Raw genomic sequence first — 22,445 nt, forward strand, 5'->3', positions numbered from 1 at the left:
CTGGTGTGCAGGTTTCCTAGCGCTGGGGTTAATTGCTGGATTTTTTAGGCTGTTGCTAAGCCTTGCATATTAGTATGCAAGGCTTAATCGCGTCTTCATCCAGTTAAACAACCGTTTCTAAGCAATCCTTTTTCACATATGAGTATTAAGCCTTATGTATAAATCAGAACAACTTGCAGTAAGCCTAAAGCATCTGATTGAAACGGGCACTTGGAAACCGCATGAAAAACTTCCGTCTTTAAGGCAGCAGGTAGAAATCTCTGGGTTCAGCTTGATTACCGTGATGAATGCCTATCAGGAACTTGAAGCTCAAGGGCTTATCTATTCAAAAGAAAAACTAGGCTACTTTATTGCAGAAAACCCGATACAGGCCGCGCTTGCAAAAAAAGTAATCTTGAATGAAAAAATTGAAATCAATTCACTGGTTTTCCGGTATTTAAAATCAATTCAATCTGAAAGCACCATCCCTCTTGGCAGCGCTTTTCCCAATAGCCAGCTGCTTTATTCCCCCAAACTCATGCAAACGCTAGGATTGCAGGCAAAGCACCGCATCAGTTATGAACAAATGCCGAGCTTACCGCCCGGCAATTATGAATTAAGAAAATTGATTGCTCAGCGCTACTGCATGCAAGGCATTCCAACAGATCCCTCAGATATTGTCATTACCTCCGGCGGGCTTGATGCTTTAAATTTATCTCTAAAAGCCATGACTCAGGCAGGCGACTATATTCTTCTGCAAGAAACTATTTTCTATGGGGCATGGCAAGCTGCAGAAAATCTGGGCCTCAAAGTTATCACCATCCCAGAACACCCTGAATATGGATTGGATTTGGAGGCCTTTAAAAAAGCGGTCACAACCTATCCGATTAAAGTCTGTTTGCTGATGCTGAATAGCCATAATCCAATCGGGTTTACGGTAAAAGAAGAAATTAAATTTGAATTGGCGAAACTGCTGCATCAGCATGAAATTTATTTAATTGAAGATGATGTCTATGAAGAGCTCTACTTCGATCAAAAGAAACCGCTGTCAATGAAATATTATGATCAGAAAAATTTAATTTTACACTGCTCTTCTTTTTCCAAAACGCTGGGCGCAGGTTTCCGTGTCGGCTGGGTGTATGCCGGTAAATTTTCTGAACATATACAGCATTTGCAATTAATGAGTACGTTATCGGTCAATTCTTTTATTCAAAATGCCTTAGTAGATTATTTGTCCCACCGGCATTATGAAAAGCATTTGAAAACTTTGCGCAAAACATTAAAGCGCTTAAAAAATCTGTATTATCAATATTTATTAAAAGAACTGCCAGATACATGCACAATTCATTATTACCCATCCGGCTATTTTCTATGGATTACTTTGCCCGAGCATATAGACAGTAGCTTAATTTATCAGCATATGCTTGAACAGAACGTCAGTATTGCACCCGGAGCATTATTCTACCGGACCAATAAAACGCCTCATCATATTCGAATAAATTGCTCATTTGAATTGAATAACGATACCCAAAATGCGTTAAATCAGCTGATTCAATACATTAAAAAATTGTAGCTGCAGCTTTTAAAGTGTGTGTTTGATTAGAGCGCCTATTCAATACATATTTAAATATTCTATACGTATCCATAACGGATCAAGTCAATACCGGCGCTTTTAATGCTTATTGGCTTTAGATTCTATCCCTCTGATGGATTTACGCAACTGACCGGCCTATAGCAGTCACGTACTGCTTCATGCACTGGGCTAGACCATCTAAATGCAAGCATATAGTGCATTTTTCACTTAAATTACTAAATAATATTTAATTTTACTGTGGCATAAAATTTGCTGTAGACGTATTTGAAATATTTTTAATTATTTAAGGTATGTTCTATGTTTAAGCGCACGCTCCTTTCATTATTTGTTCTTGGCGCTTTTGGCACTTCAGCAGTTTATGCAGAAAGCTTTAATGTTCTTAAACAAATATCAAATAAGCCTGTCCAGCTAAATGCGGGTGAATACAAAGGTAATTATTATGTACCCTCAACATTAAATACAATCACTTGGGGATATTTACCGAATAAAGATGCTAAACCTGTTCTTTCTGTTCCGTCTGGCAGTACTGTGACTTTTGATACAGTTTCACATGAAGGCCTATTAGAAGATCAAGGTCGTGATGCAGAAAAATTCTTTAAGTCAAAAGGTGTTCAGGACGCCTATATTTTAGATGAAGCAAAAACTATTACAAAATCCAATTTAAAACATGATTTTCATAAGGATGGTCCGCATATTGTGACTGGACCTATTGAAATTCAAGGCGCACAGTCTGGAGATGTTTTAAAGGTAGAAGTGATTAAGGTCGAGCCGCGTGTTCCTTATGGGGTAATTTCTAACCGCCACGGTAAAGGAGCGCTGGTTGGAGAATTTCCTAAAAAGCCAAAACAAGAAAACGCTTCTGCAGCCCATCCAGAGCGCTATGGAAATGTTTCAGTGTTTACTCCTATCGAGAAAAATGCCAAAGGTGAATATGAAGGTGTTCTGAAAACAGAATCAGGTAAATCAATCCGTTTCCCGCTTTACCCATTTATGGGCATTATGGGAGTAGCGGCCAACACATCAGAACCGGTACATTCAGTGCCTCCTGCAATGTATGGCGGCAACATCGACATTAATGAATTGGGTGCTGGATCAACAGCCTATTATCCCGTACAGGTCGCCGGCGCGCTTTTTTATACAGGGGACAGCCATTTTGCCCAAGGCGATGGAGAGGTAGCGCTGACAGCGCTTGAGGCATCTGCTCGCGCCACACTGAAGTTCACTCTATTAAAAACAGGCAAAGATAAGATCCCCGGCAAAGAAATTGTTCAGCCTTTGGCTGAGAACTCCGAATTTTGGATCACGCCGGGATTAGACGAAGATCTGGATGAGGCAATGAAAAAATCCACCCGTGAGGCAATACGTTTTTTAAATAAAGAATATGGCATTGATGAAGCCCTTGCCTATGCTTATCTCAGTGCCGCGACAGACTTTGAAGTTTCGCAGGTCGTGGATAAAACCAAAGGGATTCACGCCAAAATACGTAAAGCGGACTTTAAAGAGTTCAATGAAGAGCAAAAATAACCCTAAAATTATAATAATACATACTTTTCCACTCTCAGCCTTTCCGCATGGTCTGGCTTACAGTCGCGTATAAGGCAGGTAATCAATGGATGAATCATGCCGCGCCTAAAACCTGATAAAATTTATTTTGAAATCAGTCTGATAAAAATTTAATCGCTTTAAAATAATCTGCAGGGAATAGCTGATCTTTAAAGCGGTCAATCCAAGCAATTTATCTTTGCTGAAATAGAATCTATTCTTTCCTAACAAGAATCGCCTGCTTTTTTAAGCGATAATCTAAAGCTGCTCGGCTAATGCCTAAAATACGGGCGGCTTCTGACACATTATGATTGGCTTTTTGCATTGCGATAAAAATCAGCTGCCGTTCATGGTCTTCCAGACAAAAGCCATCCTTCATCACCGCTTCTAAATTCACTTGTTCAGGCTTTGTTTCAATATCTTGTTGAATTTGCGGAAACAAATGATTCAGTTTTATTTCCTGCTGATGATCCGTCAGCAAAGTCGCCCGCTCTAATAAATTTTCAAGCTCCCGAATATTGCCTGGCCATTCATAAGACATCACAAAATTTTTGGCTTTGTCGCTTAACCCTTTTAAAGTCTTCCCGTACATATTTTCAAAACGCGATAAAAAGTGCGTGATCAATAACGGAATATCATCACGGCGTTCGCGCAGCGGCGGAATGATGACGGGGAAGATATTTAAGCGGTAATATAAGTCAGCACGGAATTTCCCCGCTTTCACAGCCTGCTCCAAATCTTCATTGGTCGCAGCCACCAAACGGACATCAACCGTTCGGGTTTGATGATCCCCGACCCGCTCATACTCTCCTTCTTGCAGCATCCGCAGCAAGGCGGCTTGTGCTCGCGGCGAAAGCTCAATCACTTCATCTAAAAAAATCGTTCCTTGATGTGCGCGTTCAAACTTTCCGCTTCGGGTTTGTGTCGCCCCTGTAAATGCGCCTTTTTCCACCCCAAAGAGTTCTGCTTCAATTAAATCTGGCGGAATACAGGCGCAGTTCACAGCAACAAATGGCTGGCCTTTGCGGGAACTGCCTTCATGAATCCCCCGCGCAAAAGCTTCTTTCCCCACCCCAGTTTCGCCTTGCAGCAAGACAGCAACCTTGCTGCCCGCCGCTTTTTTCAAAAGATCACAGACCTTGCGGTAGGCTGCCGATTCACCAATTGAATTAAACATGGTGTAGTCTGCTTCTATATCTGTATAGATATTTTTCTTTAATTCATTCAGTTCCGCCTGCAAAGCGATCAGCTCATCAGAAACCGGATCTGGCGACATAAACTGAATCAATTCATCAGAATTTTCCCATTCTTTTAGGGGCTTGCCAATAATACGGCAGCAGGCATCACCCTTTGCCACACAATGGGTTTCTTGATAAATAATGGTTTGTCCCATGACCAAACTGGTATAACCGCAAGCATAGCCCAGCAGCATCCAGCATGCAGGCTCGCCAGAAGCCCCGAATTCACTTAAATGAACTTCCGCTTCAAATGAATTGCGCCAATTAAAATCTGCATAAAACTGATGCTCATCATGGCTTAATTGGAGTTCATTCACTTCAACTTGAACCATTCCGCGAATACCGTGCATTTGCGGTCCGGCCATAAATGCTTCAGCTTCATTTAAATTTGGACGTAATTTAGAAGTTACTTCTGCATCGCGCATACCGGCTTGATAGCCTAGCCGAATAAAAAAACGCTTGGTCCGTTCCCAGCCCAGCATGTTGTACAAATCTTTTCTTAAAAAACCCATAATGCTGGTATGCATCAGCAGCATGCGGTTTTCTTCAAACCAAATTTTCCCGTGCTGGCTGTCAAACTGAATTTTATCCAGTAAATCTTGAATGTCTTTGTTCTTTTCCAAAATTTGAGTATAAAACTTCGCATCTTTGGCTTGAGGCATGACTGAATATCCATCCTTGGCTATAGGTCGACCCCCCTATCTTACTCAATTCCAATTCAAAAGATTTACTACCTTATTGTCATAACTTCATACCTCTAGGGTATTTTAAAGTTAAAGCTAGAAAACAATATAGATATTAGTCGCTTGCCACTAAAAAAATATTTTCAAGCTCTCTTCCGGACTATTCATGATTTGATGAAATGACGGGGTTTCATGTTCATCATTCCATGAATTTTTAGCAAAAAAATCATCTTAAAAATAAATAAAAAACTATAAGGCATTAATTAATAATAATTAATTAAAGTTGGCACGGGTTTTGAAATATACCTGCTTAGAAATACAAAAATGGCATTACTGAAATGATTTCAGTGCAGCGAGAAAGGATGATTCCCATGACTCAAACAGTACAACAGGACCAGCTCACCAAATACATTCGGGTAACAGGTGACCGTCATGCCAAATTTGTTGAATTTGATTTCGCCATTCAGGACCCGACACTTTTTGTCGAACTTATTCTGCCTCAGCAGGCATTTCAGCATTTCTGTGAAATTAATCATGTCATCGAAATGACCGAAGCGCAGCAAGTCTGGAATGATGCGCAGGAAGATAAATGGCGCTATGGCGTTGAACCTACGGTTCTAAGCCAAGTCCGTGAACATTTAGATCAAGAAGATCAATCTTAAGCCCATAAGGAAATCGTGATGACTTTAGAAATTAAAACATCCAGCCTCGAACCTATACGTCAGACCTATGCCTACATTGAACGCCGTTTTGGTCAAAAACCGGCGACTCGATATCAAGAAGTGAGTTTTGATATACAAGGCGCCGCCAATTTTCATTACCGTCCATTGTGGAAACCGGATAAAACCTTAAATGACCACACCCATACGGCATTGCAGATGCAAGACTGGTACGTGTTTAAAGATCCGCGTCAATTTTATTACGGCGCTTATGTGCAGCATCGGGCGCGTTTGCAGGATACCGCTGAAAGCAATTACTCCTTCTTTGAAAAACGCCATCTGGTTGAAAATTTAAATGATGAGGTGAAGCAAAAAATCATTCACTGCTTATTGCCTTTCCGCTATGTCGAGCAAACCGCCAATCTGCACATGATGTCGGGCAGCGCTTACGGCTATGGCACGGTCATTACTCAAGCCTGCATTTTTGCGGCTATGGACCGTTTGGGCATGGCGCAATATATCTCCCGTATTGGCTTGCTGATTGACGGCAATACAGGCGACTCATTACAGCAAGCCAAAGCCGCTTGGATGAATGATGCAATGTGGCAGCCGCTGCGCAAGCTCTGTGAGCAAAGCTTAACGGAACAAGATTGGTTCAAGCTGTATGTCCTGCAAAATCTGCTCATCGACAGCTTAATGCAAGAGCTGGTTTACGGCGCACTTGATCAATGGCTGGTTGAGCACGGCGCGCGCGATGTAGCGATGCTGACTGAATTTATGAAGGACTGTTTAACCGATTTGCGCAAATGGTCAGATCCGGTTTTAAAAACTGCCGTTGCTGAATCAGAAGAAAATAAAGCCTTAATTCAAGGGTGGATCGATGCGCTTTTACCCGAAGTGACAGCAGCATTTAGCGTTTGGTCAAATACCGCTCTTGGGACGGCATCTATCGACAATGGCATAAACGTCATTGCAGAGCGCAGTAAAAAAGCAGGATTAACTGCTGAATTGAAATCGGTTGCATAAGGATACGCAGACATGAGCTCTAAAGTTTATTTGGCACTACAAGATAACGACACTTCGCGCTACATCATTGAAGCAATTGAACAGGATAACCCGGAAGCCACCATTCAATATCTTCCTGCCATGATTCGGGTGGAAAGCATTGGAAAGCTTGTGGTCCGTGCAGAAACGGTTTCTGAAAAACTGGGACAGGATTGGGACATTCAAGAACTGCAGCTCAACATGATCACCTTAGGCGGTAATGTTGATGAAGATGACGACAGCTTCACATTGCAGTGGAATTAATCCCGCACAGCATAAATACCAGAAGCTGACCGCTTCAACAGATTGAAAAGGATGATCAAGATGAATAGCCAAACAAAAAGTGCAGCCCAAACAGCAACAAAGAAACTCAATGCGAAAGACCGTTACCGTATGCTGACCCGTGATCTGGATTGGGATTTTTCCTATGCAGACCGTAAAGACGCTTTTCCTTACGAAGAATTTGAAGGCATTAAAATTACAGACTGGTCTAAATGGGAAGACCCGTTCCGCTTAACCATGGACTCCTACTGGAAATATCAAGCGGAAAAGGAAAAAAAGCTGTATGCCATTTTTGATGCATTTTCTCAAAATAACGGTCAGATGAATGTCAGCAATGAACGCTATTTAAATGCCATTAAACTGTTTTTAACCGCGGTGACGCCGCTGGAATATCAAGCCTACCAAGGTTATGCGCACGTCGGCCGCCAATTTGGAGGAATCGGCGCACGTATTGCTTCGCAAATGCAATCGATTGATGAACTGCGTCATGTGCAAACGCAAATTCATGCCATGAGCCATTACAACAAGTTCTTTGACGGCTTCCAAGACTGGGCGCATATGCATGACCGTGTTTGGTATCTCTCTGTACCAAAATCCTTCTTTGAAGATGCGCGCTCTGCTGGCCCATTTGAGTTCTTACTGGCCATCAGTTTCTCTTTTGAATATGTTCTGACCAATTTATTATTCGTGCCATTCATGTCGGGTGCGGCCTATAACGGTGATATGGCCACCGTGACCTTTGGTTTCAGTGCGCAGTCAGATGAAGCGCGCCACATGACCTTAGGTTTGGAAATCGTCAAATTCCTACTGGAACAGCATGAAGATAACGTTCCGATTGTGCAGGAATGGATTGATAAGTGGTTCTGGCGCGGTACTCGCCTGCTGTCTATTGTCGGCATGATGATGGATTACATGCTGCCAAATAAAGTCATGTCATGGAAAGAAGCTTGGGAAACCTATTTCGAAGAAGCTGGCGGTGCATTATTTAAAGACCTCAGCCGTTACGGTATTCGTATGCCGAAATATTCTGACGTGATTGTGAAAGAAAAAGAGCATATCTCTCATCAGGCATGGTGGATTTTCTATAATTTTGGCCATGCTGCCGGTTTCCATACATGGATTCCAACCGATGAGGAAATGGATTGGTTATCTGAGAAATATCCAGACACCTTCGACAAATACTACCGTCCGAAATGGGAACTGGCACGCAAGCTGGAAGCTGAAGGCAAACGCTTCTACAGCAACGGCCTGCCGCAACTGTGCCAAGTCTGTCAGATTCCAATGACCTTTACTGAAATGGATGGCGACCCGACGATGTTCAGCTACCGCGACAGCATTTATAAAGGTGAGCGCTATCATACCTGCTCAGACGGCTGTCATGACATATTTGAAAATGAACCTGAAAAATATATTCAAGCTTGGCTGCCTGTAAACCAAATTTTACAAGGCAACTGCGGCGGCCCCGATCTCGAAAGTATCTTACGCGACTATTACAACTTTAACGTCGGTGCAGACAATCTTGATATTGAAGGCTCTCCAGACCAAGAGCGCTGGAGAAAATGGAAAGGTCACGTTGCATAAGTCAAAAAGGATCAGAAGCCATTTCAGCAATAAACATTTTGAGATGGCTTCACACCCAAGGAATTTAGGAGTTTTCTCATGCCAGTACAAGCTATTCAAAAAAACTATGAATTTGATGCACGTGATGCACAAAAAAATTACGGCGGCAACATGCTGCTCTATGTGGGATGGGATCATCACACTTTATTCTGCGCCGCGCATGCTTTTGTGGTCTCGCCGCAGCAAAGCCTGCAAGACTTAATTGATCAGCAAATTCAGACGGGTTTCAATCAGCATCCAGATTTTGAACATATCGACTGGTCAACAGTGCAATTCACCTTGAACCGCCAATTATTAACAGATGTGGATTTTACCAAGACATTGGCCGATTTAAATTTTGATCATAAATCTCTGCTGCGCTTTGTCACGCCCGGTTTAAATGGCTACAACGGCACGCACGTCTAAGGGAGAAGCATCATGAGCTATCAAGTAACGATTGAACCTGTCGGCATGACCATTGAAGTTGAAGAAGATCAAACTATTTTAGATGCGGCTTTACGTCAAGGTGTTTGGCTGCCATTCGCTTGCGGTCATGGCACATGCGGAACCTGTAAAGTGCAAGTGACTGACGGTTTTTATGATGTCGGCGACGCCTCGCCATTTGCACTGATGGATATTGAACGCGAAGAAAATAAAGTTCTTGCCTGCTGCTGCAAACCTGAATCTGACATGGTGATTGAAGCCGATATTGACGAAGATGAAGATTTCTTAGGCTACTTGGTTCAAGACTATCAAGCCAAAGTTTTGGACATTAAGCCATTGTCACCAACCATTAAAGGCGTACGTTTACAGATTGACCGGCCAATGGAATTTCAGGCCGGGCAATACATCAATATTCAATTGCCCAATATTGAAGGAACACGGGCCTTTTCAATTGCCAATGCACCGAGTGAAGCAGGCATTATTGAATTGCATATCCGTCAGGTACAAGGCGGAGCGGCCACCACTTATGTGCACGAAACCTTGCAAGCGGGCGATGAGCTTGAAGTTTCAGGGCCTTATGGACAATTCTTTGTCCGTAAATCAGATGACAAAGATGCCATCTTTATTGCGGGCGGTTCAGGCCTATCCAGTCCGCAGTCCATGATTCTAGACCTTTTAGAACAAGGCGATACACGCACCATCTATCTGTTCCAAGGCGCGCGGGATGTGTCTGAACTGTATAACCATGAGCTATTTGAAAATTTAGTCAAAGACTATCCGAATTTCCGCTATATCCCTGCGCTCAATGCCCCCAAAGCTGAAGATGGCTGGACTGGTTTTACCGGCTTTGTGCACGAAGCTGTGGCCGATTATTTTGAAAATAAATGCAGCGGGCACAAAGCCTACCTTTGCGGCCCGCCGCCCATGATAGACGCAGCTATTTCAACGCTGATGCAAAGCCGACTCTTTGAAAAAGATATTCATACCGAACGTTTCTTAAGTGCCGCTGATGGCGCGTCTGGAAGTGCTCGCTCTGCATTATTCAAGCATATTTAGAAGCTGCTTTTAAATACAAAATTGGAACCATCGCAGCGCAGGGCGATTGTTCTAAACCTTTTCGAATGATCTGTTTCATGTCCGTTCCAGATCATTCGATTCTATTTCTATCCAAGGATGATGATAATGAACCGTCAGCAAATTGATACACTGGTCAAAAAAATGAATGTCGACACTGCTACAGGCACTGTCGATGCACGCGTACAGCAAATCGCAGTCCGTTTACTGGGTGATCTTTTCCAGGCTATTGAAGATCTTGATATATCACAATCAGAATTATGGAAAGGCCTTGAATATTTCACTGATGCGGGACAAGCCAATGAGCTGGGATTGCTCGCTGCTGGTTTAGGCCTAGAGCACTATCTGGACTTAAGAGCGGATGAGGCCGATGCTGAAGCAGGTATTACAGGCGGCACACCTCGGACAATTGAAGGTCCGCTGTATGTTTCAGGCGCTCCCGAATCTGTCGGTTTTGCCCGTATGGATGACGGCTCAGAATCTGACCACATTGACACTCTAATTATTGAAGGAAAGGTAACCGATGCCAAGGGTGAGATTATTCCAAATGCAAAAGTAGAAATTTGGCATGCCAATGGGCTTGGAAATTACTCTTTTTTTGATAAGACTCAATCTGATTTTAATTTGCGCCGGACCATTTTTACCGATGCAGATGGCAAATACACGGCCTTGACCACCATGCCTGTAGGCTACGGCTGCCCGCCCCAAGGTACAACCCAATTGGTTTTAAACAAGCTGGGACGGCATGGAAACCGCCCCTCTCATGTGCATTACTTTGTGTCTGCACCTGGCTACCGGAAGTTAACCACACAATTCAATATTGAAGGCGATCAATATCTGTGGGATGACTTCGCATTTGCCACACGTGAGGGTCTAGTCGCCACGGCTGAAGAGATAACCGATAAAGCCGAAATTTCACGCCGCGGTTTAGACAAAGCCTTCAAACACATCTTATTCAATATTGAACTGGTACAGGATGCAGACACTGCGCCTTCCACAGAGGTGGAGCGCCGCCGCGCTAGCGCTTAAGTCTGAACTGGCGCTATCAATATCTCTTTCATAGCGCCTCACTCTCAAATAAGCCTTGCCTTCAAACCTGTTTCTCATATGAATCATTCGCCTAATAATCATTGAAAAGGATTTTCTATGAAAAAAATTATCCCAAAAGCTTCATTTTTACTTTTGCTCGCTCTTGCTGCAAATTCTGCCTTTGCCACAGAAAATGGTGCAGATTCATTTGCATTAGGTGCAGAGGGCATGATGGCCGGCGCGTTGCCGCCGCCTGGATTATATTTGCTCAACTATTACCAAAATTATCATGCCGGCAGTTTTGACCAAGGGCCGGACAGCTTTCATCTGGATGTGAATGCCTTCATTCCCCGCTTGGTGTGGATGACAGAACACAACTATTTTGGCGGTCAACTGGGCTTTTATGCAGCCCAGCCTTTAGTCGATTTACGCTTAAGCATTAACGGCATGTCTGATCATAATGCGGCATTCGGCGATTTAATTCTGGGTTCAATGCTAGGATGGCATAGCGGCCATCATCATTGGATTGGAGCAATTGAAACCGTGCTGGCGACAGGAAAATATGACACACCGACCGCATTTCAGCCTGTCATTGCGAATCTTGGGAAAAATTACAATACCATTCGCCCCATTATTGCCTATACCTACGCCCCAGAGAATGGATTCGATCTTTCGACAAAACTCTCTTACAGCTTTAATGATGAAAATGACGATACGCATTATAAATCTGGGGAATATTTTGCTGGCGATTACAGTTTGGGCTACAAATTGAATAACCATGTCAAATTGGCAATAGAGGGTTATGCTTTTAAACAAATGACATCAGACCGAGTCAATGGTGATGATATTGGCCAAAAAGGGCAAGTTCTTGCTGTTGGCCCCGCAATTCAATATCAGGATCAAAATTGGTCTATAGAAGCAAAATATTTAAAAGAAACCAATGTTGAAAACCGTCCGGAAGGACATACCGGCCTTTTAAAATTTGTCTGGGCATTTTAATACAGCAGACTGAATCATTAAGTTTTTACCAATTCAAATTAATTTTTTAGCACTGAATTTTAAAGGGTTTAATTATAAAACCCTTTATTCGTATATAAAAATTTATATTGTCAAAGAGCAAACCTTTCGGGAGGGTTCCTCTTTGAACAGAACGGATGAATCTGATGGATAACTCATCTGAATCAATTAGCCATAATGCGGAAAAAACAAGCTTTTAGCAGACTGGTATAGGCCAGATAATATTCAGCTTAATAAAAACTTAAGACTCTTCACGCTGTAACTCATTCACAGTTTTCCCCTGTTTTGCAAACCATCGATCACGGCGCTCAAATAAGCGTGGTGCCGCTTGATTGGCTTGACCAATTAAAGCCTGTATATCTGCATTTACCAAGCGACCATTTTCAACCACAATCTGCCCCGCTACCATCGTCATGACCACATCTTGGCCTTGAACCGCATGTACTAAATTCGTATGTAAATTAAATAATTTTCCATGATCAATCAACGGTGTCATACGGGGAGTCGCAATATTCACTGCAATCAGATCTGCAAATTTTCCAGCCTCTAAACTGCCAATTGTATTTTGCATTCCTAACGCCTTAGCCCCCTGACGGGTTGCCATTTGACATACCGACCATGAATCTAAGGCTGCCGCATCTAAATTAGAAAATTTAGCCAATAAAGAGGCCGTTTTCATTTCTTCAAACATATCCAGATTATTGTTTTCTTTTTCCCCATCAGTACCCAAACCCACTGCAACACCTTGACGCAGCATTTCAACGACAGGCGCCGCACCAGAGGCCAGTTTCATATTTGAAATTGGGTTATGGGCTACGCCCACTGCATGCCGCTTTAAAATTTGAATTTCATTTGCATCCGCCCAGACGCAATGCGCCAATAAAGTTTTGGGTACATCAAGCAAGCCCAACTTTTGCAGACTTTCAATCGGGCGAACACCTGAACGACGCAGGTTTTCTTGTACATCAAATTGACTTTCATTGCTGTGGGTATGGAAACCGGTTTGATAGTCATGACAAAGTTTTTTAATCCGTTTTAATGCAGCTGCTTCCGCATAAAATAAATGTTCCAATCCGACCCAGACTTGAATGCGCCAATTAGCTTGTTGATGCCAACGATTAATTAAAGCTTCATTGCTTGTTAAGGTCTCAAAATAATGATGATCCGGATGTTCTGCAACATACGGGACTAGAATGGCGCGAATCCCCAACGCTTTCGCAGCTTCAGCACTTCCGTCCATATAACGCCACATATCAACAATCGTGGTCGTTCCTGACAAAAGCGCCTCGGCATAACACAAATAAGAGGCAATTTTCGCATCATCAGGCGTCAACACACGGTGCATCGGGTCAATAAACTGTTGTAACCAATCCCAAACCGGTAATCCTTCAGCCGTGCCGCGTAATAAACCTGAATGGCAATGGGTATTGATCAAACCCGGCATCAGCAAGGCCTGCGGATAATGTTCAATGAGCACCTCTGGATAGCGTTGAGTTAACTGCACCAATGGACCGACCTCTTTAATTCTGTCGCCATCAATTAGTACAGCGCCATTTTGAATACATTCGTTCTGCGCATTCATGGTCAGGACATAGGCAGCTGTTAAAATTTTCATTATTTTCACTCAAATCCATTATTTTTTTATCAATAAAATCATGAATTTATGGCACAAAAATTTTACCTAAAGAGGCAGGTAAATTCATTTTCAGTAATGTTTTATCGCGTGAAATTATCACCAATACCACAATAGTGGCGACATATGGCAATGCGGCAAGCAACTCATTCGGCACATTGATTCCCAAAGCTTGCGCATGAAATTGCAAAATAGTTACGCCACCAAACAGATACGCGCCGAGCATTAAACGCGCCGGTTTCCACACGGCAAATACCACCAGAGCAATGGCAATCCAGCCACGACCGGCAACCATATTTTCAATCCACATCGGGGTATACACGGTCGATAAAAATGCCCCGCCAATACCCGCCATCATTCCGCCAAAAAGCACTGCACCATAACGAATGGCCAATACGTGATAGCCCATGGCATGCGCGCTTTCCGGCGATTCACCCACAGCTTTTAGCAGTAATCCCAAGCGGGTTTTGGCCAATACAAACCAAACTGCAAAAAACGCTACGATTGACAGATATACCACATAGTTTTGCTGGAATAGCACTGGTCCAATTACTGGAAGATCAGACAGCAGCGGAATATTAAAATTGGCGAGACCCGGTAAAGCCATACTGACGTAATTTTGTCCCAAAAAGGCAGAAATGCCGAGTCCAAAAATAGTTAAAGCCAAACCACATGCCGATTGATTGGTACTTAAAGACAGGGTGAAAAAGGCAAAAATCAATGCCATCAGCATGCCCGCCAAACCGCCAATCAACAATGCGCTCAACACACTGGCATCATATTGTGCAGCAAAGGCAAAGCCGGCAATGGCCCCCACCAGCATCATGCCTTCCACTCCAAGATTAATCACACCTGTACGCTGTGTCACCAGTTCACCAAGACCTGCGAAAATGAGCGGCGTTGCGGCTGCCACAGTACCTGCAAGAATTGCTGTTAATTCTAAAGCCATAACGTGCTTCCTTTTACTGTAAACAACGAGGGATTAAGTATTGCTAACTGCAGACTGAGAGACAGGCGGCACAGTTTTTTTGGCAAAACGGTAACGGTTTTCAATCAATGCATCGGAAGCCAGCAGGAAAAATAGCAATAAACCTTGGAAAATACCGGTAATGGCGACCGGAAGCTGCAATTGCATTTGTGCCATTTCACCCCCCAAATATATGAGCGCCATAAAGCAGCCTGACAACACAATACCAATCGGATTGAGGCGACCTAAATACGCCACGATAATCGCGGCATAGCCATAACCTGGCGACAAATTAGGATTCAGCTGACCAATTGGGCCAGCCACTTCACAAATTCCGGCAATACCTGCCATCATTCCAGAAATCACCAGACTCATCCAAATAGCTTTCGATGAGGAAAAACCTGCATATTTTGCGGCTAATGGCGCTTGTCCACTGACTTCTAATTTATAGGCAGTCAGACTTTTACGCATAAAGACCCAAAACAGTACGGCGGCAAGTAACGTGATAAAAAGTGAAGCATTAATGCGAGTTCCTTCCATAATCAAAGGCAACGTGGCACTCTCATTAAACATCACTGATTGGGGGAAATTCATGCCGTCCGGATCGCGCCAAGGCCCATTTACCAAGTACAGCAGTACAAACAAAGCAACATAGTTCATCATTAAGGTGGTCAGGGTTTCTTCGGCATTAAAATGGGTTTTCAGTAAAGCCGGAATCGCTCCCCAAAGCGCACCGCCTATCGCGCCCATCAATATCATCAAAGGTAAAATCCACCCGCCGATTTGATCGTGAAATAAAATGGCAATACCGCCGCCAAAAATCGCACCTATAGTGAGTTGACCTTCAGCACCAATATTGAATAATTTGGCCCGAAACCCAACCGCCAGCCCTAAGGCAATTAAAATCAATGGCCCCGCTTTGACTGCCAGTTCACTCCAACCATAAGAAGACATCAGTGGTTCAATAAAGAAGATATACATTGCCTGCGCGGGGTTAATACCCAGCATTAAAAATAAAATGCTGCCGACAATCAGCATCGCCACAAGTGCAATCACAGGAGAAAGCCACTTCATCGTTTTAGATGGATGTTCACGCGGTTCTAATAAATGCATTGCATCCTCCTGTAGACATGAATAGAGATTAAAAACGTGTTAAGCATGAATTTGCTCCTCTACGTTTTTTGCAGCTGTCAGCGGACGATAAATTCCTGACATCAGCACCCCGATATTTTCCGCATTGGTCTCATCAGTATTGACTGGTTCAGATAATTCTCCATTGGCTAAGACGCATAGCCGGTCACTCATTTCAAACAGTTCTTCGAGTTCTTCTGAAATCACCAAAATGGCTATACCTTGCCGGGATAAATTAATTAGGGTTTGCCGGATAAACATGGCAGCCCCTACATCAACACCCCATGTCGGCTGTGCCACGATTAAAAATTTTGGATTTTGCAGAATTTCGCGGCCGACTATAAATTTCTGCAAATTTCCGCCAGATAGAGAACGTGCTTCTGCATCACTGCCAGTGGCTTTAACCCCAAATTTTTCGATACATTGTTCAGCAAAAGTTTTACATTGCGTAAATTTAATCAATCCCCAACGGGTCAAGCCATGGCGAAAAGCCGTCAACAGAGCATTTTGCGCTAAGGTCATATTCGGTACTGCACCGCGTCCAAGGCGCTCTTCAGGCACAAAACCCACACCTAAATCGCGGCGCTGACCGGCGCTTAAGCTTGAAATATCCTGCTGTGCTAAATAAATTTTTCCGCTTTTCAAGCGCTGTTCACCGGACAGCAAAGACAGCAGTTCAGCTTGACCATTCCCCGAAATACCAGCAATACCGACAATTTCCCCAGCTTGAATATTTAAATTGATATTTTTCAGCGACACGCCAAAAGGGTCATCGGACTGATAGTCCAAATTTTCGACTTGAAATAAGATCTGCGGCGTCCCTTGATATTCTTGACGTACATAACTGGGTAAATCGCGGCCAATCATTAAGCGCGCTAAATCACTGGTGCTGTTTTTTTTAGGATCAACATTTCCGGTAACACGGCCATTACGCAAGATGGTCGCTTCATCACAGAGTTCTTTAATTTCATGTAATTTATGACTGATATATAAAATGGAAACGCCTTGCGATGCCAATAACCGCAAAGTTTTAAACAGTTGACGTACCGCCTGCGGCGTCAACACTGAAGTGGGCTCATCTAAAATAATTAAAGCCGGATTTTGCAAAAGGCATCGAATAATCTCTACACGCTGACGCTCCCCCACAGACAAGGAATACACCTCACGCCGTGGATCAACCGGTAAACCGTATTGTTCAGACACTTCAATAATTTTTTGACTGAGCAGGGTTAAATCAATTTTTTCATCCAAACCCAGTGAAATATTTTCTACTACGGTAAGGGTTTCAAATAAAGAAAAATGCTGATAAACCATACCAATACCGAGTTTTCTCGCTATTGATGGACTATCAATTCTGACTTCTTTACCATTCCAGAGCATTTGCCCCTGATTAGCCTTGGTTGCACCATAAATGATTTTCATCAAGGTACTTTTTCCGGCACCGTTTTCACCCAAAATGGCGTGGATTTGCCCTGGTTGAACGTTTAAATGTATCTGGTCATTCGCTTTCAATGAATTGTAGCTTTTACAGATATTGATGAGCTGTAAACGCGGTACACTCGAAACAGATCCTGTCTTCATCTCTCGCATATGAGCAGATAGATCGTGTGAAGGAGTCATCATAGGCACTCTATTTAATGCTGCGATAGTGCGGCATCCATCTGAATTGCGTCATGCATCCAGATGGATGAAAAGTAAAATCAATCGTGTTAACTCAAAGTCATTTAATTGCTGAATCTCGCCCTCCGTTATTTAGGCAAGGAACCTTCTACGCCTTTGACGTAGTAATTCATTTTGCTTAAAGCGGCATCATCTAAAGACTTTCCTTTAACCAAGACCACACTGCCATCCTGTTTATAAAGTGGTCCGGAAAATGGATGCAAGGTACCTTTGAGAATCGCATCACGCACACTGAGTGCCTTAGCTTTAGACGCTGCCGATACAGAAGGGCCAAAGCTTTCAATATCTACTGCTTTTTGTTTAACGCCATACCAGATCGCACTGGGTTTCCACGTCTTATTACTAACCTGAGTCATTACAGGAACATAAACTTTTTCCCAATGTAAAACCGATGCCGCAAGATGCGCTTTAGGGCCAAATTTGCTCATATCAGAATCCCAGCCAAAAGCAAATACGCCTTTTTGTTCAGCAGCTTGGACAACAGCGGGAGAATCCGTATTTTGCATCAGCACATCTGCACCCTGAGCAATTAATGCCAGTGTTGCATCACGTTCTTTACCTGGGTTAAACCATGAACTGACCCAAATAACTTTAGTTTTAATTTTTGGATTTACACTTTGTGCGCCTAATGTATAGGCATTGATGTTACGGACCACTTCAGGGATTGGGAAAGAAGCCACCACACCTAATATATTACTTTTGGTTTTTTGACCGGCAACTACGCCCAGCATATAAGCGCCCTCATAAGTGCGTACGTCATATACCCCTAAATTTTTTCCCTGCTTATAGCCCGTTGCATGCATGAATACAGTATTCGGAAATTGCTTGGATACTTTTTCCATCGCATTCATATAACCGAACGAGGTTGCAAAAATGACTTTATTGCCCTGTTGTGCCAAGTTACGGATCACACGTTCAGCATCTGCCGTTTCAGGGACATTTTCGATATAGGAGGTTTTATATTTTCCAGCAAGCGCTTTTTCAGTCTTAATACGGCCCTGATCGTGAGAATAAGTCCAGCCATGGTCACTGGTTGGACCAATATAAACAAACGCAGCTTTATCTTGCGCTTGAACATTGGCTACAGCTGCAATGCTTATCGCACCGCTTGCCATGAATACCCCAAATATTTTTTTGAATCCTGTTTTCAATGCATTTTTTTCTTTCATTATCTTCTGCTCTAGGTTGCTCTATGTCATATGACATACATTTTTAAAATGGCTTTACTCGAATGAGCTCAGTCTGTTCACTATATAAATAGCAATAACTATTCCAACTTTTAAAAAATAATAAATAGATGCGTTTTAAATTATTTTTTTGGTCTTAAACATTAAAATCATAGATTTTTATTTTATATTTATGCATTTCACAAAAATTATAAATAAAATTAAAATAAGTTTATTTATAATTATGCTTATATTTGGTGCGGAAAAATAAAATGAATTAAAACTGAGCACTTAATAGATTAGTTACATATACTAAAAAACCCAGATATTAAAAATCCCTCTACGTGAATAGAAGGATAAGATAATACTAAGAGATTAAAACAATTTAGCGTTCTGTCCAAAATGCCTGTTGCAAGGCTGCAATTTCATCTTCAATTTCTGCAATTGGACCAATCAAATCAATGTTTTTCTGACCATGTTCAAACACATAGGCCGATGACACACGCATAGTCGGATTTTCCACGTGGTTTCCTGTACATTCTAATAGCCGTTGTTCAGTCATGCCATACACCACTCTCCCAATATTGGCCCAATAAATAGTACCGGCGCACATACAGCAAGGCTCTACCGCAGTATACAAGGTGCATTGCCATAAATATTCAGCTGAATAATTACTGGCTGCAACACGTGCCAAAGTAGACTCGGCATGATTTACCGTATCAATATTACACTGGGTGGATAGCACTGTTTCATGATCGGGCCCCACCAATACAGCACCGAAAGGATGATTTCCCAAAGACATCGCTCTGCTTCCGACCTTATTGGATAAGGTCAAAAACTGGATAATTTGAGCTTGATTGGGGCGATTCATTTTATTCATCATCCTATACTCTATTATTTAGGAGTTTCGATTAAAAATAATATTCCATCTAAAAAATAAACACAAAAACCAATATTATTAAATCAATTATTTAAACTTTAAACTTAAGCTATATTAATAGAATTAAAGCGCCTTAAATAATATAACGTTTACTTAACCCCCACCCAGCTAATATTCTGCGGTAGGCTGTTGAAGAACGGTCTGCTTCAAAATGCGCTTCCATGGAAATATCAAGGGGCAGCTCTTCGGGTTTTTGACTCTCCACCATATCCTGATCTTCAGCAAAAATTTGAGCATTAAAATCATACACAGCTTGTAAATCACCTGTGGTGTCGAAGTTGCGTGTCAGAGGCACAAATAAACGGGTTTGGTTATGAGACACAGGACAACAGGCATTGAGAATTTTCAACACCCCTTGTTCAGGAAAATGCACCGTTAATACCGCAGAAAATGGAGGATAGACATCGAATACCCTTTTCCACAAGAAACCTTCCGGCGCCAAATGCTGCATACCATGCGGATAGTTGCTGACATCACTGACATATTCGGTATGTAAGCCATAGTCGGTTTGTTCTGTTGAATATTTGGGCACTATCTGATTTTCATTATCTGCAAATGAACCTTGATGCACCCAAGCGAAATGGGCCACATCAATGAAGCCTTCCAGTTGACGGCCACTTGAACCAGCAATATCAACGAAAGGCGGTAAGATCGATTGGTGCTCTGGCATTTCCCAAGTATCTAAAACAGGAAAATTGGCTTTCGATGGGTCACGGCTAAAAATACTGGTCCAAATTAACCCGTATTTTTCGACTACTGGAAATTTAGTCAAGCTAAAGCGTTCAGAAATTTTAGTCAGTTCTGGTTGGGCTGGAATTTTGATGCACTGCCCATCAGCGTTGTAATGCAAACCATGATAGGGACAGACAATATTTTCACCCGATACCCAGCCTTTGGTTAAGGGTACACCTCGGTGCGGGCAGATATCACGAACCAAGCAAATTGTGCCACTGTCTGTTTTGTACAGTGCAAGCTTAATATCAAGAAGCGTCACTTGTTGGGGTTCGGTTGAAACGTCCTGAATACGCGCAACTGGATACCAGTGATGTGCCAGAATATCCCAGTCCTGATCCTCAAATTGGCTATAACAAGGCTTGTTGAATAAATTGGTGACTAGAATTGCGTTCATATATAGCCCATATCATTTCTTAATGTCTTATCTTTTACAGGCCTTAAAATTTGCATTGCCATACAAATTTGGCTTTCCTTATCCTTGAAATTACTTAATTTTTTATCATTCTGTCTATTAGAATGTTTCGTATAAATCATTCTAAAAATAAGAACACTTCAGTTTATGCCGCCGTACTTTTTTATAGAGCCTCCTCATTTGGCATAAAACTCGCATAAGCACGGCTATCTCAAATGTTGATATACATAAAAGGTGGTCCTTACCTTGACTAAATTGATGAATACGCCTTTTTCCAGATTTTCTGAATATTTTATAGCTGTGGCGAAGTCGGGCAGTTTACGTAAAGCCGCTGATCAATTATTTATTTCCGTATCCGCAGTACACCGGCAAATCGCTTTGGCTGAAGATGAGCTTGGCATTATTCTGTTTGAGCGCTTGCCGAGTGGCTTAAAACTCACGCTCGCTGGTGAATTACTTTATGCCGATGTATTAAAATGGCAAAAAGAATTTCAGCAAACTCGAATACGTTTTGATGAAATTCAAGGGCTCACGCGTGGAACCATCGAATTTGGTTTAATCTCTGCTTTAAGCGATGGGTTTGTCATGCACTCCGTGCAATATATGTATGAAAACTATCCGTGGATTAATTTTAATATTCGGGTTGCAGACAGTGAGATTATAGCCGAGAAGATTATGGCTGCAGAATTAGATTTTGGTTTAATCCTCAACCCAAAAGCGCATCTACATCTTGAAGTAGTTCATTTTTTAGAATTACCTTTAGGTTTTGTGTTGGGAAATGCACATCCTCTTGCTCAAGCAGAAAAGATTTATTTTTCAGATACTGTAAATGACAATCATTTTATTCCAGCAGAACCTTTAATTATTCATGACTATGTGCAAGCCATGTATAAACATCATAAATTTATACCTGCGCATAAAACTGAATCGAATGATATTCGCTTAATGAATAACTTAATCAAAGCCAATACCGGCATCGGAATTTTAAGTTATTTGGACGTTTTTCCTGAACTTGAACGTAAGGAATTAATCTTTAAACCCATTTTGGACAAAGGTCTGCATCCGCTGACCATTGCATTATGTGTTGCGCCGAAACGGCAAATTTCACGCGTTTCACAATTGATGATTAAAAATATTATTGGGCAGATGGACGACGTGAAAAATAAAGTTAAAGATATTTTCTGCTCTTGAAGCGTTTGTTGGTTCAAGCCTTACTCTTTTCATTGAAACTTCAATGGTTATGGCAAAGAGATGTCAACAATTTAGATTAAACATCCACTGGCTATTTTACCGAAAATACAAATCCTACCCGTAGAGTACTGTCATTTTAGTGAAGAAAATTGTTGAACAGGCACCTTCAGCGCAAATGCCAATCAAAACTTTCGATGAAAGTTTTGATGTTTAAAATCCAGTGATTTTAGCTGGGCTCATATTATTAAATGCCCTATGTTTTAGAGAATTCATGATCATCAAGCCCAGTAAATCGTCAATATAGCAGCCACAGCCACCTGTAATATTCCCCCAATGTTCCACTTTGACCAGCGTTAAAACAATTAGCTGAAATTCATAGTCTAAATAAGATTTCAATTTGCCAGAG

The 22,445-nt window shown here is 42.1% G+C and carries 19 protein-coding genes; 11 read left to right on the plus strand and 8 right to left on the minus strand.

All coding sequences use genetic code 11. The features are described 5' to 3' along the window. The first annotated feature begins 154 nt into the window (after positions 1-154). Entirely contained in the window at positions 155-1,552 is a 1,398-nt protein-coding gene (locus AZH43_RS05225) for an aminotransferase-like domain-containing protein (RefSeq protein ID WP_067667304.1), read from the plus strand. 318 nt (positions 1,553-1,870) lie between these two features. Continuing rightward, on the plus strand, positions 1,871-3,097 hold the full coding sequence (locus tag AZH43_RS05230) for an acetamidase/formamidase family protein (RefSeq protein WP_067667306.1): 1,227 nt from the start codon (positions 1,871-1,873) through the stop codon (positions 3,095-3,097). 232 nt (positions 3,098-3,329) lie between these two features. Here the strand turns inward: AZH43_RS05230 and mobR are convergent, their stop codons facing one another. Further along, on the minus strand, positions 3,330-5,015 hold the full coding sequence (gene mobR / locus AZH43_RS05235) for a phenol degradation transcriptional regulator MobR (RefSeq protein ID WP_067667308.1): 1,686 nt from the start codon (positions 5,013-5,015) through the stop codon (positions 3,330-3,332). A 392-nt stretch (positions 5,016-5,407) separates the two neighbouring features. On the opposite strand from mobR, the gene AZH43_RS05240 reads away from it, so the two are divergent. The 8 genes from AZH43_RS05240 to AZH43_RS05275 all read left to right on the plus strand — a co-directional run bounded on the left by AZH43_RS05240 (position 5,408) and on the right by AZH43_RS05275 (position 12,166). Further along, entirely contained in the window at positions 5,408-5,698 is a 291-nt protein-coding gene (locus AZH43_RS05240; protein WP_067667320.1) for a phenol hydroxylase subunit, read from the plus strand. A gap of 18 nt (positions 5,699-5,716) precedes the next feature. Next, positions 5,717-6,721, plus strand: a complete 1,005-nt coding sequence (locus AZH43_RS05245) for an aromatic/alkene monooxygenase hydroxylase subunit beta (RefSeq protein WP_067667322.1) — start codon at positions 5,717-5,719, stop codon at positions 6,719-6,721. A gap of 12 nt (positions 6,722-6,733) precedes the next feature. Beyond that, complete coding sequence (locus tag AZH43_RS05250; RefSeq protein ID WP_067667324.1) at positions 6,734-7,003, plus strand: MmoB/DmpM family protein; 270 nt, start codon at positions 6,734-6,736, stop codon at positions 7,001-7,003. Positions 7,004-7,063: 60 nt separating this feature from the next. Next, on the plus strand, positions 7,064-8,602 hold the full coding sequence (locus AZH43_RS05255; protein ID WP_067667326.1) for an aromatic/alkene/methane monooxygenase hydroxylase/oxygenase subunit alpha: 1,539 nt from the start codon (positions 7,064-7,066) through the stop codon (positions 8,600-8,602). A gap of 78 nt (positions 8,603-8,680) precedes the next feature. Further along, complete coding sequence (locus tag AZH43_RS05260) at positions 8,681-9,046, plus strand: phenol hydroxylase subunit P4 (protein ID WP_067667328.1); 366 nt, start codon at positions 8,681-8,683, stop codon at positions 9,044-9,046. 12 nt (positions 9,047-9,058) lie between these two features. Beyond that, positions 9,059-10,120, plus strand: a complete 1,062-nt coding sequence (locus AZH43_RS05265; RefSeq protein WP_067667330.1) for an NADH:ubiquinone reductase (Na(+)-transporting) subunit F — start codon at positions 9,059-9,061, stop codon at positions 10,118-10,120. A 126-nt stretch (positions 10,121-10,246) separates the two neighbouring features. Next, a complete protein-coding gene (catA, locus tag AZH43_RS05270; protein ID WP_067667332.1) occupies positions 10,247-11,167 on the plus strand; it encodes a catechol 1,2-dioxygenase in 921 nt (306 codons plus the stop codon). Between the two features lie 117 nt (positions 11,168-11,284). Next, a complete protein-coding gene (locus AZH43_RS05275; protein WP_067667334.1) occupies positions 11,285-12,166 on the plus strand; it encodes a SphA family protein in 882 nt (293 codons plus the stop codon). 259 nt (positions 12,167-12,425) lie between these two features. Here the strand turns inward: AZH43_RS05275 and AZH43_RS05280 are convergent, their stop codons facing one another. The 7 genes from AZH43_RS05280 to AZH43_RS05310 form a co-directional block, all read right to left on the minus strand. Further along, entirely contained in the window at positions 12,426-13,799 is a 1,374-nt protein-coding gene (locus tag AZH43_RS05280) for an amidohydrolase family protein (protein WP_067667336.1), read from the minus strand. Between the two features lie 46 nt (positions 13,800-13,845). Next, positions 13,846-14,766: an ABC transporter permease gene (locus AZH43_RS05285; RefSeq protein ID WP_067667338.1), complete on the minus strand. Its 921-nt coding sequence runs from the start codon at positions 14,764-14,766 to the stop codon at positions 13,846-13,848. Between the two features lie 33 nt (positions 14,767-14,799). Beyond that, positions 14,800-15,897 carry an ABC transporter permease gene (locus AZH43_RS05290; protein WP_067667340.1) on the minus strand — a complete coding sequence of 366 codons (1,098 nt, stop codon included), beginning with the start codon at positions 15,895-15,897 and terminating at the stop codon, positions 14,800-14,802. 39 nt (positions 15,898-15,936) lie between these two features. Further along, complete coding sequence (locus AZH43_RS05295; protein ID WP_067667341.1) at positions 15,937-17,538, minus strand: ABC transporter ATP-binding protein; 1,602 nt, start codon at positions 17,536-17,538, stop codon at positions 15,937-15,939. A 125-nt stretch (positions 17,539-17,663) separates the two neighbouring features. Then, the gene (locus AZH43_RS05300) at positions 17,664-18,764 is read right to left on the minus strand and encodes a BMP family ABC transporter substrate-binding protein (RefSeq protein WP_067667344.1); all 1,101 of its coding nucleotides are present in this window, start codon (positions 18,762-18,764) and stop codon (positions 17,664-17,666) included. Between the two features lie 382 nt (positions 18,765-19,146). After that, a complete protein-coding gene (locus AZH43_RS05305) occupies positions 19,147-19,632 on the minus strand; it encodes a nucleoside deaminase (protein WP_067667402.1) in 486 nt (161 codons plus the stop codon). 142 nt (positions 19,633-19,774) lie between these two features. Further along, on the minus strand, positions 19,775-20,830 hold the full coding sequence (locus AZH43_RS05310) for an aromatic ring-hydroxylating oxygenase subunit alpha (RefSeq protein WP_067667348.1): 1,056 nt from the start codon (positions 20,828-20,830) through the stop codon (positions 19,775-19,777). Positions 20,831-21,106: 276 nt separating this feature from the next. Here AZH43_RS05310 and AZH43_RS05315 point away from each other — a divergent pair, with 276 nt between their 5' ends. Beyond that, entirely contained in the window at positions 21,107-22,039 is a 933-nt protein-coding gene (locus AZH43_RS05315; protein WP_067667351.1) for a LysR family transcriptional regulator, read from the plus strand. The last annotated feature ends 406 nt before the right edge of the window (positions 22,040-22,445 follow it).

Origin of the sequence: Acinetobacter pragensis, from assembly GCF_001605895.1 — a bacterium.
Taxonomy (GTDB): Bacteria; Pseudomonadota; Gammaproteobacteria; order Pseudomonadales; family Moraxellaceae; genus Acinetobacter; species Acinetobacter pragensis.